The sequence below is a fragment of the Caballeronia glathei genome (assembly GCF_000698595.1).
Taxonomy (GTDB): Bacteria; Pseudomonadota; Gammaproteobacteria; order Burkholderiales; family Burkholderiaceae; genus Caballeronia; species Caballeronia glathei.
The window spans coordinates 1-13688 of sequence record NZ_JFHC01000035.1 but is presented as its reverse complement, the minus strand read 5'-3'; the positions used below and the strand labels follow the sequence as shown (position 1 = coordinate 13688).

13 protein-coding genes and 1 pseudogene are annotated in these 13688 nt (G+C 60.2%); 12 read left to right on the top strand and 2 right to left on the bottom strand.

Annotated elements, in window-relative coordinates; all coding sequences use genetic code 11:
- Positions 1-314: 314 nt before the first annotated feature.
- The 10 genes and pseudogenes from BG61_RS21300 (at position 315) to BG61_RS39795 (ending at position 9366) form a co-directional block, all read left to right on the top strand.
- Positions 315-1292, top strand: a complete 978-nt coding sequence (locus BG61_RS21300; RefSeq protein WP_035941843.1) for an N-6 DNA methylase — start codon at positions 315-317, stop codon at positions 1290-1292.
- Between the two features lie 821 nt (positions 1293-2113).
- Complete coding sequence (locus BG61_RS21290; RefSeq protein ID WP_035941839.1) at positions 2114-3781, top strand: PRTRC system ParB family protein; 1668 nt, start codon at positions 2114-2116, stop codon at positions 3779-3781.
- A gap of 84 nt (positions 3782-3865) precedes the next feature.
- Entirely contained in the window at positions 3866-4351 is a 486-nt protein-coding gene (locus BG61_RS21285; protein ID WP_035941837.1) for a PRTRC system protein E, read from the top strand.
- Between the two features lie 9 nt (positions 4352-4360).
- Positions 4361-4579 (top strand): PRTRC system protein C, encoded by a 219-nt coding sequence (locus tag BG61_RS21280; protein WP_035941835.1) that lies wholly within the window; start codon positions 4361-4363, stop codon positions 4577-4579.
- A gap of 99 nt (positions 4580-4678) precedes the next feature.
- Entirely contained in the window at positions 4679-5818 is a 1140-nt protein-coding gene (locus tag BG61_RS21275; RefSeq protein ID WP_035941834.1) for a PRTRC system protein F, read from the top strand.
- Positions 5819-5835: 17 nt separating this feature from the next.
- The gene (locus tag BG61_RS21270) at positions 5836-6567 is read left to right on the top strand and encodes a PRTRC system protein B (protein ID WP_035941833.1); all 732 of its coding nucleotides are present in this window, start codon (positions 5836-5838) and stop codon (positions 6565-6567) included.
- The gene (locus BG61_RS21265; RefSeq protein ID WP_035941832.1) at positions 6564-7205 is read left to right on the top strand and encodes a PRTRC system protein A; all 642 of its coding nucleotides are present in this window, start codon (positions 6564-6566) and stop codon (positions 7203-7205) included. The genes BG61_RS21270 and BG61_RS21265 overlap by 4 nt, the downstream gene beginning before the upstream one ends.
- Positions 7202-8034, top strand: a pseudogene (locus BG61_RS21260) (PRTRC system ThiF family protein). The gene BG61_RS21265 and the pseudogene BG61_RS21260 overlap by 4 nt, the downstream one beginning before the upstream one ends.
- 186 nt (positions 8035-8220) lie before the next feature.
- Complete coding sequence (locus BG61_RS21255) at positions 8221-8493, top strand: hypothetical protein (protein ID WP_152565227.1); 273 nt, start codon at positions 8221-8223, stop codon at positions 8491-8493.
- 312 nt (positions 8494-8805) lie between these two features.
- Positions 8806-9366: a winged helix-turn-helix domain-containing protein gene (locus tag BG61_RS39795; protein WP_233469214.1), complete on the top strand. Its 561-nt coding sequence runs from the start codon at positions 8806-8808 to the stop codon at positions 9364-9366.
- A gap of 195 nt (positions 9367-9561) precedes the next feature.
- Here BG61_RS39795 and BG61_RS21240 read toward each other — a convergent pair whose 3' ends face one another.
- Entirely contained in the window at positions 9562-9873 is a 312-nt protein-coding gene (locus BG61_RS21240) for a hypothetical protein (protein WP_035941830.1), read from the bottom strand.
- Between the two features lie 154 nt (positions 9874-10027).
- Between BG61_RS21240 and BG61_RS21235 the strand changes: the two genes are divergently transcribed.
- Together BG61_RS21235 and BG61_RS21225 are read left to right on the top strand one after the other, a co-directional pair.
- Positions 10028-10477, top strand: a complete 450-nt coding sequence (locus tag BG61_RS21235; RefSeq protein ID WP_035941829.1) for a hypothetical protein — start codon at positions 10028-10030, stop codon at positions 10475-10477.
- Between the two features lie 1386 nt (positions 10478-11863).
- Positions 11864-12283, top strand: a complete 420-nt coding sequence (locus tag BG61_RS21225; protein ID WP_035941827.1) for a hypothetical protein — start codon at positions 11864-11866, stop codon at positions 12281-12283.
- A 75-nt stretch (positions 12284-12358) separates the two neighbouring features.
- Here the strand turns inward: BG61_RS21225 and BG61_RS21220 are convergent, their stop codons facing one another.
- A complete protein-coding gene (locus BG61_RS21220; protein WP_035941825.1) occupies positions 12359-12679 on the bottom strand; it encodes a hypothetical protein in 321 nt (106 codons plus the stop codon).
- Positions 12680-13688 lie beyond the last annotated feature (1009 nt).

Sequence of the window (13688 nt, the reverse complement as noted above, 5' to 3'; positions counted from 1 at the left end):
AGAAATTGTGGATAAGGCCTACGACTGCCTTTCGGATCGAGACGCCCATTGAAAACCGCGGCATTCGCATGATGGCGAGCGGCAGTACCCCGTATCGTTGATGCATCACCCGCGTTCGCGCATCGACCGAATCGGCCGTCAGTACCTGAGCCGCCTGTGCAGTCGCCATAGCCTGGCATTGCCATTAATCTTGCAACCCACGCCCACCGCATTTCCCTCATGGGAGCCGGTGGGCTTTTTTCCTAGTTCCGTTCAACCCGCAGGGGGCACCCCCCTTTGCGGGCATGTGCTCGTCCTGCTTTTAGGATCTTCAAATGAGCCGAAAAAGCGCAGAGCGCAAGCATGAGCACACCGCCGACGAACATCAGCGGACCCTTGTCACATTAATCAAGCGATTCAGTTACGGGCATCACACGCACACTGTGTTTGCAGACTTTGTCGAGCTATGTGCACTCAGCATCAGCAATGGAGTGGATCTGCAGCAGTACGAGTCGCGCGAAAAGCGATACCTGGAGATCGTCGGAAAGTACAAGCCGGAGGAGGTGGCGCTTTTTCCCCGGATGTTCGCGGCGCTTACGCTGTCATTCGAACTTCGCGTCGAGTACATGCGCAAGGCCGGAGGGTTCAGCATTGGCGGTGCGGGCTTGACCGACGTGCTTGGGGAGACGTACATGATGCTCGAACTTGGCAACGCGAGAGCAGGGCAGTTCTTTACCCCGTATCACGTGTCCCGGCTCATGGCTTCGATGACCATCGGCGACGGTGGCTCCGCCGTTCGCGATCACGGGTTCCTGCGACTGCAGGAGCCCGCGTGTGGCGCTGGTGGCATGGTAATCGCGGTGGCCGACTCTCTCCACGAGGCCGGGCACAACTACCAGCAGGCTATGCACGCGACCTGTATCGACATCGATGCGTGCTGTGTGCACATGGCTTATGTGCAGTTGTCGCTGCTTCACATTCCCGCTGTCGTCGTTCACGGCAACGCGCTGACCCTCGATGTTTGGGGAATGTGGTACACGCCTGCGCATATTGTCGGCGGCTGGAAGTGGAAACTGCGCAGACGAGAGGCGGACGTAGAGGCAGCGGAACTCGTACGTGTCGACGAAGCTGCCGCGGACGCTTTGGTCGATCCGCTCCACGAACCTCTGGCGCCGTGTACGGCCGAATGCGCCGAAGCCGATGTCGCGGTTCTGGAGGACGTGGTACCCGCAGAATGTGTTGCAAGGCAACCGGCTGAAGACTTCGCTCAGGCTAAGTTATTTGCGAAGGTTGACCAGCTCGCGTTGTTTTGACCCTGTTCCCAACCCGGCTTCGTGCCGGGTTTTTTTATGCCCGCAACATCGGTGCCTAGCGTGCGATGTCACATTGACAGCGCGAGCAACGCATTCTGGTCAGGACGAAGTCGTGCATGCGCGAATGGAAAGTGCCTGATGAGCTCATTGAGGGTCTTGAGAAATACTGGACCGGGAAGATGTAAGTACACCTGGGATAAACCGCTCTCAAAAACCCTCCATTTGCTGCGTGGGGTCGAATGTTCCACAAGTAAGGTCGCCCCATTCGCACTGCGCATCTCGCGCATCTAACGAAAAGGAGGCAGCATGGGCTTTGAGGAATGGTTCAGGAATACGTTCGCTTCACAAATTCCGGTAGAACTCGCTGAATATGTTGTCGAGCATCCGAGCGGTATGGAGAACGGGTATGGGCCGAAGCTCTGGAAGGCCGATTGGATCCAGGGCGACAGAGGACAGGGGGCTAGCCGAGAAGGGCGTCTGCATGATCGGCGCATGCGACTCAAATAGACATATGCTGTTGCGCGCCCGGGACGGGAAAGTCTTCATCGTCGACTCGCGCGATCATACGACGGTCCGTCAATTCACTGATCGGCCTTCTCAAGCTCGAATGAGACCAGAACGCCGGTCGTGAAGCGCAACGCGGGGGAAGGCAGCATGATTTCGCGAGCTTTCTCGCGTGGGCGTGCAATGTAAACCGCTATCTTTGCACCATCACCCGCGTCTCTGACGCATCGACTCAGCGCCGACAACTGTCGGCCCACGTAGTTCAACCCCTTGGGACCACTCCCAAGGGGAGGCAGGTCCCTCCTCGGAGCCCTGCAATGCAACAACAACCTACCCTCGCTCTCAAGAACATCCAGGTCAGCGTCAATCCCCGCACGTATTTCGATCCGGCGGAGATGGAAGAGCTGACCGCGTCCGTTCGTGAAAAGGGTGTCATTCAACCCATCATTGTCCGCACGTTGGCCGACGGTGGTTATGGCCTCGTCGCTGGCGGCCGTCGCTACAGAGCCGCCATGACCGCTCACGGCGAGGATTACGAGATCCCCGTCGTGGTGAAGGAAGTCGATGAAGTCGAAGCGAAGCAGCTCGCCATCATCGAGAACATCCAGCGCGCGGATATGTCGCCGGCGGAAGAGGCGATCGCCGCCGCCGAACAGGTCGGCTTGTGCAAAGGCGATCGTGACGAGGTCGCGCGCGTCTTCGGATGGTCCCGCGCGACGCTCGATAAGCGCCTCGCGCTCATGAACTGCAGTGCAGCGGTCCTCGATGCACTCAGCACGCGGCAGATTCTCCTCGGTCACGCGGAGCTGCTTGCCGCGCTGCCGAAAGAGACGCAGGACAAGCTTCTGCCGGTGATCATCAAGGAAGCCAAGTCTGTCGCGGAGGTCAAGAAGACCATCGAACAGGTTGCCTGTTCGTTGGCTGCTGCGATCTTCGACAAGGCTGACTGCGCGGGATGCCCGCACAACTCGTCCACTCAGGGCGAGATGTTCGGTGAGTCCATCGGCACCGGCAACTGTACCAACCGGACCTGCTACAACGAGAAGACCGAAAAGATGCTCGAAGCGACGGCTGCTGGCCTGCGTGATGAGTATCCGGTCGTGCGAATCGTGCGGGCGGGCGACAACCACACGCGGGTGCAACTCGCCGTCGAAGGCCCCAAAGGCGTCGGCGACGAGCAGGCGAAGGCATGTCACGCGTGCCAGAATTACGGCGCGGCGGTGAGCGGTCTGCCTGATTCGATTGGCAACGTCTATCGGGGTCAGTGCTTCGACACGGTCTGCAATATGAAGAAGGTCGCGGCGCATCTGCAAGCGGTGAAGGCTGCCACGCAGCCGAAGCCGGAAGCTAAGTCAGACGCGACCAAGTCTCAGCCTGCTGCAGCAAAGGGCGCGGCCGCGCCGTCGACGACGAGCAATCCGCCGGCGACGGTCGTGGCTGAGTCCGACAGGATCAAACAGTATCGCGTGGCGCTCTGGCGAAAAGCCTTGCGGCGCGAGGTGGGTGCGGATGCCGTGCTTGCCCAGCGATATCTCGTGGCGATCGCCCTGTCGGATCAGATGCGCTGCGTCGACCAAAAGACGCTCTCGGGCATCTGGGAAAAGCTTACCCAAGAGCAAATCCCGTCCGGCGACGTTGCGAAGGCCGCCGCCGCTACGGCGGCGGCTGACGACGCGCATCTCGCGAACGCCGTCACCGGCGTGACCGTCGCGGCCATTCAAGGGCTCGACGTCCAGTACCTGACGCGCCTGTGCAAGCACCATCGTCTCGATCTCGCGAAGCATTGGAAGCTTTGCAAGGAGTTTCTGGAGTTGATCACGAAGTCGGAAATGATGGTGGTCGCAGATGAACTCGGCATCCGTGCCGCGCTCGGCGACAACTTCAAGAAAGTCTTCGGGAAGTCCAAGTCTGAAGTCATCGATGCGCTTCTGGCCGTCAAGGATTTCGACTACACCGGCAAGATCCCGAAGGTGCTCAAGTTCTAACGCGCCACTTACCGCGCATCGACAAGCAGTTTCATTCCATGCAGACCGCCTTCGGGCGGTCTTTTTTCTTTCTCAGGAGTTTCCATGTTTGTTGCTATTGAACCGCTTTTGCGCAACTGCGCAAAGCTCACGCTGTCATTGCAGATGAAGGGCGACGAGATGGTGGTATTCGTCATGCCGCAGGGTACGGCGAAAGACGCTGCCATGCTTCAGCCGCTCGCGCTCACCGCGTCGGCGGCCGAGCTCGACGCGGGGTTCGCCGATGCGCTCGCGGCCTACGCCGGCGCGCACGCGTCGCTGGCCGAGCAAGTAGCTGCAACGACCGTCATCCTCGAAGCCGCCAAGACGACGCAAGTCTCGAAGGCGACCAAGACGTTGGCAAAGGGCAGTAGCAAGCCCGCGTTGCCGGCTCCCAGCAAATCGAGCGCAGAGAGCGACGGCGATGCTGACGACAGCGACAACGAAAGCACGCAGGAGCAAAGCACCGCTTCGGCTCAGTCGTCGGAACCCGCTTCGGCATCGTCGGAACCGGGCCACTCCGGGACCAATCTCGCTTCGCTTTTTGACTAAGGAGCAGCCATGTCCATTTCCATTGGCAAGCTGATCCGCGAGTTCACCTACAACGGGGTGGCATTCGTCGACCCTGGCCCGAGCTTCTCGCCTGAGGATGTCCGCGATCTCTACTCCGCGCAGTATCCGGAGCTGACGACCGCGGCGATCGACGGGCCCGAGATGTCGGGCGAGGTCGCACGTTTCACCTTCGTGCGCGCAGCCGGTGCCAAGGGCGCTCATGCGTAAGCGCGATCTACTTGCAGCCCTGTCCGACCCGGACTTGGCTTCGGCCCATAACGAACCGCCTGGAAGGGCGGTTTTTTTTCACGACAAGGAGATCGCAGCATGCTCTTCGATCCTCGCGCATCTGGTTCAGAAGTCGCTGTCTCGGGAAAGTGCTGGCAATCGCAGCGCTCTTCCGTTGCCGGACGTGGACCTGCCCATGATTTTCTGACGCTCCCCGCTTTCGGCACTGACGTAAGCACAAACGCTGTGATGCGCTGGAAGGCGGATCAGGACGTTGCGAGCCTGGTCGCCGCGCACTTCGAATCGGGACTCTTGAAGGCCGGCGATGTGCCGAACTTCAAGGGCGCTGGACACGCGCTCGCTCACGGCTTTTTCGCATGGGCCACGCGCAACAAGCCGCCGTTTCGCCGCCTGAATTTCAATTTTGTGCTGTGTGACGTGGATGCTGTGCTGGAGGAGATTCAGTACCAGTACGACAGCCGCGATTTCAGCCCTGAATCCGCCTTGTATCTCGGGATCGAGATACCACAGGAGAACGTCTTCGAAATTGGCCCTCGCGCGGCGAAGCTGCGCAGGCTCCATCCAAGGTTGGTCTCGACCGCGATGGTGCTGATCAATAGGGCGGCAGGAAGAACCCTCTGGGTGCGAACCCCGGACGAGTTCCTCGGGATGTTTGCCTCGTGGTACTGGGATGGCGACCCGCACACGTCCGACGAAGACGCCAAGGAAGTGCTGGAAGACAGGTTCGGCGAAGACGAGGAGGAGATGGAGCACTACCTCCCGTCCGTTGTGCGCCCGGAGCTGTGCCCCGACGACATGGATGTGTGCACCTGGAATAGCGGTAGCCGGCGCTTTGGGCAGAAGCCCGCACTCGGTGTTGCTGCGTTGCGTCGTCTTCAACGATTCAGCTCCGGGTGGGTGCGGCAACTTTGCCGCGATCTTGAGGTGCTGACGTTGATGTTGCGAGCGGCAGGTAATCGCAGCCTCTTCAATTGCGCCTACCAGCCGGAGTGCGCGTACGCGGCTTCGACACTCATCGTTGAAGACGGCCCGCGCATCGGTGAATTGCTCGACTCGCACTACGAGCATCTCGCGAGCAGTGGTGACGGGTCCCTCTACTACGGCTTTATCCCGTTTGCATCCACTCCCGACGCCATTCGCACGCAGTACGCGGACTGGTCGATGGGTCTTTCCATACTTGGCCAACTCGACCGCGTTCTCGCGGGTCTGTCGGCATAGATCTTCGGAGCTATCTCATGATGGGCTTGAACATCGGCTCTGACCGGCGCGACGAACTCGCGGCGACCAGTGCCATTTTGCTTTATAGCACTCGGAACGAAGGCGCCGTCTATGGCACCGTCCATCCGATCAGTGCTGGAAAGGACGGCCGTGGGTCGATTGGTGCTGGACGGCCGATTGACCGCGCAGCGCTGCTGTCGTGCTTGCGAGAGCTGTCTCAGAACGCGGCGCCGAAGGCGGAGTTTTTCCCGGAAACGGTGCTGGCCGTGTCGCACGACGCGGTTACTTGGTGGTGCAGACCGGGTATGCGGCGGGTGTTTTTCGACTGCCCGAAGATCGGCAAGCGAAGCGCTGCCGTGCCGCATCCAGGGCTGGTGTTTCGTGCAGCTTCGAACGGATTCAGCGTGTTCGCGCTGCGGGAAGACAGCCGCCCAACCCCTAGCTCGAAGCTGCACGAACCGCCGTACTTTAACACTTGGGACTGGGGAAAAATCTGCATCGGCACGGCTCACGTACCGAAGCGGATCGACGTCAGCTCAACCGCAGGCTGGGAAAGTGGCTTCTTTGAATCAGCGTTCACTCATCCCAATCACGGTGGAAAGCGTGTCCGGCATCCGAAGGGCGAGTTTGCCTTCTGGAAGGAGATGCTCGACGGCCTATACGGAGAACACTTTCCGAAAAAGCTCCTCGTGCCCATGAAAACTACACTCGCTGAGCTTATCGCCGGCAAACATGGAGGTGTTGCATGAATGCAGGTGATATGGCGCTTCAGCGCTCGTTTCCGACAGTGATGATGCCGCGGCGTGAGCCGGTGGCACCGATGTTGGCTGCCGGAGAACGGCTTCTTATTGGTGAGAACGGTGTTTTCATCGAGATCGATCTGCCGTGGCTCTCGGTCGTCCGGCGCATCGCCGCATACACGGTGCCGACGGCCATTCCTTATGGAAAGGTCGTCGAGTCGACAGTCCTCAGATGCGGGCCGGTCCCACCGGGGCTCGTCGGGCAATTTGCCGACTTGGCCCGTTTGGCCCATCCGATGGAAACGGGCGCGTGGATCGTCTGGAGCACCACGAGAAAGCAGTTTCGTCTCGCACCGGTCGTGGTCCTCTCGCAAAGCACGGGGTCGCTGATCTACGGGCGGCCCCAGCTCGGTCCCGACGAGGTTCGGATTGTCGATTGCCATTCGCATGGGGGCCACCCGGCGTACTTCTCGACGACCGACAACGAAGACGACAGGCACGACGTCAAATTCGCGCTCGTCGTTGGAAATTGTGGGTCGAACGTCCCGAGCATGGCCCTGCGGCTGTGCGCAAAAGGCATCTTCGAGGACGTCGAGCGGGTGCCTAGCACGTGGTATGCGGCAGTGATGCGAAGGGCGGCAGCATGACGCAAACAATTCGTCACGCGCTGCCGCCGCGGTTTCTCGAGCGGTCCTGGCAGGTGAACGTCGTGGGCGCAGGCGGGACCGGCAGTGCGGTATTGCCGAGCCTCGCGCGTCTGCATCACGCGATGCTCGAGTTGGGACATCCGGGCGGCATCGACTGCACGGTGTTCGATGACGACAGGGTGAGCGCGACCAACGTTGGCCGTCAAGGCTTCTATCCGAATGATGTGGGCGAGTTCAAAGCCTCGCTGATCGTCAATCGGTTGAATGCACTGATGGGCACCAACTGGCGAGCGGAAACCCGGCGCTTCACTGCCAGCGAGAGCGTCCACAACGTCGACCTCGTGATCGGGTGCGTGGACACGCGCGCTGCGCGGCGAGCAATTGTCGGTGCCGCACAGGGAGCCAACGTCTACTACCTCGACTGCGGCAACGACACGGACCGAGGACAGGTCGTGATCGGTCAACTCTTGAGCAAGGCCGAAGCGAAGAGACGGCCGGAGCGTTTGCCCCATGTGGGTGAGCTGTTCCCGGACCTGATCGACGCCAGGCTGGATGCGAAGGACGAAACCCTGTCGTGCTCGATGGCCGACGCACTGCGCAAGCAGTCGTTGGTCATCAATCAGGCGATAGCGGTTCAGGCGTTCAACCTGCTCTGGACGATGTTTCGAACCGGCGCGGTGCCGTTCTCGGGCGTGTTCGTGAACCTCGCAACGGGGCGCACGAATCCGATTCCGGTGGACCCAGCTGCGTGGCGCGCTTCGGATATGACGTGCCGAAGCCGCCCGGAAAGAAAGCGCGTAGCCTCCCAAAGGATAAAGCCGCTGCTTAGACGACGCCGACTCCCGAAGGGGGGTCGGCTTCCTCATCGGTGATTAGGTAGGCCGAGCGCAGAAACCTCCGACCAATAGGGACAAATCCCAAATGTTCATTTTTAATGCATGTTAGACAATTCGTCGACAGCGCTCCAACGAGGGATGTACACCGGTGGCGCATGACTACAGATGAGAGAGCCCAAATGCAGGACGCCGAAATCACGTACAAGGAGTTTACCCTTAGGCCATTAGCTGCCTACGATGAGGGCATGTACGCATCTATGCTCATCCTGCGGGAACCGGACGGAACCCAGCGTGCCACGGAGGTGTTGGGACGTTTCGCATGTGCCCTGGAAGCGCGGCGCTATGCGATCGCCTATGGAATGGCGGAGATAGATCACCGGCGACTGCCGGAGGCTGAGTGGTCAACTCGCAAAATTCCGGACAGCGGCCATCTTCGATTTCAGACGGGTTAATGCGGACCTTGATGCCGGGCAATGCACTCGGTGGGTGTCGAGGGGGCGTCCCGCTTTTTGTTTCGCTACGGTCATGCTGAGCGGCTCGTTGTCCTTGGCCAAACGCAGCGATGGCTCGGCCTCGCTTAACTCTTTGCTACACCGCCGCCCCACGGGAGGGCGCTTTTTCTTATGGACGCTGCCCGAGCTGGCAGCCGAGACAACGTTTAAGTATCACGGACACTCCTTGGCTTTCGAGCGATGGCTGCATCTAAGGACAAGCTGCCGAGCGTAATGTTGCGCTCGGAAGCGGGAAAGTTACTGTTGGAGGGAATGTCCCCGCAAGCAGTCGCCAATATGCTTGGGCTCTCCATCCAAACCACGAAGCGCTATCAGGCGCTAGTGGCCAAGGGCGGCCCCGACGCGTTGGCGCAGATGTCTGTCGGAGGAAGAAGGCCATCGCTCAATGCAGACGCGCGGAAGTGGATAGCGTCAGCCCTGCGCGGATCTCCTGTGGCGTATGGATTCAACTCGGACCAATGGACCGATGGCCGGCTTCAGGCCGTGATAGAGAAAGAGTTTGGGCGTAAGTTTTCCCGTGTATATGTGAGGCAGATCATCATCGACCTTGGGTGTGCGGACCGCCTGAAGCGCAGACGCAACACGGTGACCGAGTCCGGTGCAGGCATTTTGAGGTCTGAAGTAGTGCCGTGGGTCAGCACCGCATTGGTCCACTCGCCACGAGTGCAGGGATTCGAGGCGGATAGATGGACCAATGAGCGGCTACGTGCAGCAATTGAACGTCGCTATGGCGTTCGATATTCTCGGATGTATGTCTGGAAGATTGCGACCGAGCTTGGGCTTTCTCATTTGTTAAGCAAGATGCGCCGATAGAGGTCAATTGGCTAGGCCCTTCGATCAAGAACGATCGGCGGAAGCAATTGTTCGGAAGCGGCTTCCAATTTTTTTCGGTGGGAAAGCGGCCGCCGGCGGGCGAAGAACTAACTGCGCCGGCTGTAGCCGAACGTGATCGGGGAAACTGGGCGCTCGCCAAGCGTAGCCTAGGAGCGGCCTCTGTTCTGGCAGCTATTATGGTTTCGACTTCGCAGGGTCCGCCAGGTCGGCATTCTGCGCGTCGAGCCCGCCCGTGCCCGCCGGCTCCGCTTTGCCGCCGGAGCCATAGGGCACCTCGGCGGTCTGCTCCGGATGCTGGTCGAGACGTCTTTTCGCCGGTTCGACTTCGCCCGCATTCGGCTTGCGCACGCCCTGCTTCGGATCGCCTCCGGTCGGAGAGCCCGGTCCCGGCTGGTTGCCGATCGAACCGCCGCCGCTCGCGCCGCTTCCTGAGTCGCCCAGCGGCTTGTCCGTGCCTTCACCTTCAGCTTGTCGAGTGATGTTCATCTTCCGCTCCTTCGTGGGGATGCTTGCATCGAGCAACCTGCGTACCCGCGCGATGTGTCATGGCCCCGCGTCGTCACGCGTGCCTCCACGGCCGGAACCCGCAAGCACGGAAATTGCTCGGTGCCGGGAACCATGTCGTCTTTAGGAGGAAGCCATGCAAACTCACGAGGTCCTCTACGATGCCGCACTGTCAGGCGCCGCCGCCGCGGTATCTTCCGCGTTGGTCGCCGCGCGCGAGTCGACGGTCGCGGGATCAACCCCCGTGGCACCGTTGAATGCCGTCACTCACTGTCTTTGGCCCGAACGGGCATTCAAAGAGGAACGATTCAGCGCGCGCTTCACCGGCATAGGGGCTGCCATCCACCTTGGCAGCGGAGTTTTCTGGGGGCTGCTGTTCGAGATGTTGCGCGGACGAAGCCAATCGCCGGCGCGGATCACGGCCGCTGCGGCTGCAACGGCGGCGACCGCCTATGTGGTGGACTATCACCTGATACCAAAGCGAGTGACCCCCGGTTTTGAGGCACACATTAGCGAGCGATCCTTTCCGAAGATCTATCTCGCGTTGGGCGCTGGGCTTGCCCTTGCTTCGCTTGTGCGCCGCTAGCCAGCGCTTGAAATACATGCGGCCAACGCGAACAAAATCGCCCTATCAACGGCGCTACCCACGGCGGGTTCCGCGGCGCGCGGCAGTTGCGCGAGAAGTCTGGGAGAGCGCGATGTTGGAAACACTGCTCTGCTCCCGTCCTCCGCGCCCGCGTGTCTCCGGCGGATATATGCCGCGGCGCTCGGATCGGTGTGATATATATAGCTAGCGGCAACGGGTGTATCGACGGGCGCCGTGAGCGCTCATGGATTTCTTCAAAGAAGGCTTTGCGCTAGCTGGTCCACCCGAACGCCGTCACGTTTCGTATCGGCTCGTCGACCGTGACCGCGCCTCGTACGGCGCCTGGCATGGGAAGGACGAGGCTATGCCAGCGCGTCTCGGGCGCGAGTGGCAAACGGCCGAGAGCATCCCATGCTCTATGGTGGCTTCGTTCGCGAGCTTGGATTTGCGCGGCGTCGAGCACGCCACTCGCTTGCGACGATAACGCGCCCCTCGGGTTGACGAGTCCAATTCCCACCCTTCCGGCACTGACCGCGATTACCACCCACATGCCCACGTACGAAACGTCAGCCATGATGATCCGATTTTCGTTAGGGACCTTGACCATCACGTGATCGTCTGCCGTGGTGTCTAGTCGCACAGCTATGGGATCGCAATTGAGCATCTTAGAAAGAATCATTCGTAACACGGTTCTTCCCACACTGAACTGGCGACCGGTCACAGGGTTGTTGAAGCCCTTTACGCGTCGTCGCTCGTCAAGCGTAAGCCAATTTCGACCGTTCGTCGCGGTGGCCATATGCCATTCACCGCGCAGACGCCAGAGGAATAATTCGCCTGGAACCGGAAACCGCAGAGCCGGCGAATACAGGCCGGTAACGCGATGCAATTCGTAGTTCACCCCTGGCGCGAAGAACATGCGCGGCCATCGAGTCCCAACATCAGCGCGGGGGTTATCAATTGGTGTGGTCGACGTCATACAAGGGAGCGCGAAGCCGTGAAAGACGGATACATAACCGACATCCTTAGATGCCACACCAAAGAATACCGTGCATAGGGAAAACCGATAGCGGGGAAAAATACGAGTGGATGATCGCGGACACAACGCGTGTGTTGCAGATCGCTTCCCTCACGCGCGCTCGATCGCCGGGGGGCGTTCTCAGACGAATTCGAACAGACAACGTTTGACGACAATGTGCAGCGCGGAAAACTTTAAGCGAACGAAATGTAGCGACATGTCTCGGCCGCGGGCACGCGGGGGAACGCTTGAACCAGGCTTGAAACCCGCAAACTGGGTGAGAGACAAGGAGTCAGCACTGCTGGCAGAAAAAACCCGCGTCGGCGGTAATTCCGGGAGCCATGCTCCGTGGCGGGCCATGGCAAGGGCACATGCGACACGGATCATTCATCACGGAGGTCGCCTATCCGATCGAGATGGAAACGCCTGGGTTCGCGAAAAGAGCTATCCCGGCATTTCGCGACGCCGTTCGAGGCGCTGAGGTCGTGCCGTCCAGTGCCCGGATCACGGTTACGCGGTCGCCTGAAGGCGTCGAGGACTGGAAAATTCGACGGGCGGACGAGATCGTGCAGGGGCTAGGGATAGCCACCGCCGGGGAGCCTGCGCCCGACGAGTTCAGCTTTTCCTTTGGAGACTTGCTGCAGGCGCATCAGAGCGAGCGGTTGCTCTGTGCGATCGGCGGGCTGAGCGACGCTCAGGCGCAGTGGGAGGTCCCGGCGCTACGCGAAGGCACTACGCCTGATTTAGCTCTCATCGCGGCCGAAGTGCAGATGTCGCTTTGCCTCGACTAACTTTCTGCCACAGCGCCATCCCCCCGGGGGGTGGCGCTTTTTTTTACGGGCGTTGCGATGTTCTTCGTCCGCGCGTTAGGACAAAATCGCTTTCGCGACCAAAACGATCGCCACTGCTACCAGCCCGTACTTGGCCACGCGGAGCGATACTGACGAGGAGACCGTGTCGACGCGCGTTAGGCCGAAGCCTGCGGCCAGCATGCAGAGCAGCGCGGCCGCGAGCGCGGCCCCCGGAAACCAGGTTGGTAGGGCACCGGGCCCGGAGAGCGCTTCAAATATGGGCTTCGCCAACGCGAACACGATCGCACCGATCAGCGGCGCTAACCATGCAATGTTGCGGTCGACGTAAGCGTTCGTGCGTTTCGTAGCCATCGAAATCCCCTTTGCTGTGGTCATATTTTCTTCAATTCCCGAGATGCGGGCGTTGTGGTGGTTTGCCCGCGATTTTGCCAGAAATTAGTCACCGGCCTTCGCGTTTGGTCCTACGCAGCTACGTATCTCCAATTACGGTGCTCCATCAAAATGCGAAAACCGCCTGCAGCGGCTGGATGGTGGTCGATTCCGCCGCGTGAGGCCGAAGGGCGAGGAGCTCGTCGTAGCGAGCGAGCGAGGACGGACGCGGCGCCTGTGTACTTGACGGCGAGGCCGACTGTCGCCACTACAAGCGTTCGGACGCTCGCGAGCAACTCGGCTTCGGCCTGTGTCGGGCGAGCCGTGGGCCATCCTGCGGAAAAGAGCAAATGATCAGGAATCTCGGCTTCGATCGCCTGCCGTTGCGCAGCCGCGTGCTTGGCGCGCGTGACTGCCTCCCTCAACGAGTCAGGAAGAAGGGTAGGGGCGACATCGGCCAGCCAACGCTGCCTTTGGGAGGCGAAGGTCGACGCGGCTTCTAGCTCGACCATCGCTCGGTAAACGTCGTGATTGTCAGCACAGCCTGCCGCTGCTCGCAGATCGTCGAGCGAACTCATGATGCAAAACGCGCAAGAGAGATGATTCATCATCGCAGCAAGAGCCCAAAGTCAAGGAAGGGTGCTCAGTACGCGGCTGAGTTTTAGGAAAGGCATACCGAAATCGCAACGTTTATCCGCCCAACTCGGGCGTCAGGCCCCTTAGACTAGCCTCATTCCCCGCGCTACTGCGCATCGACCTCCAAACGGCTCCTCTCCGAGTGCGTTGATTTTTTCTCTCCAAACCATACCCACCCCGGATGGTTTCTTTGGGCCGGCATGTGTTGCCGGCCTTTTTCTTCGTCCCGTTGGGAGCCAATCCCAAGTGGGAGACGGCTCCCTCTTTTATTTGGAGCTGTCTATGTCTCGTAATGTCGCGCCTGTGGTCACGGTTTCCGAACAAAGCGGTTTCATGGCAAATCAGAGAGTGGTCGGAAGTTTTCAAGGTAGTTGTCGCC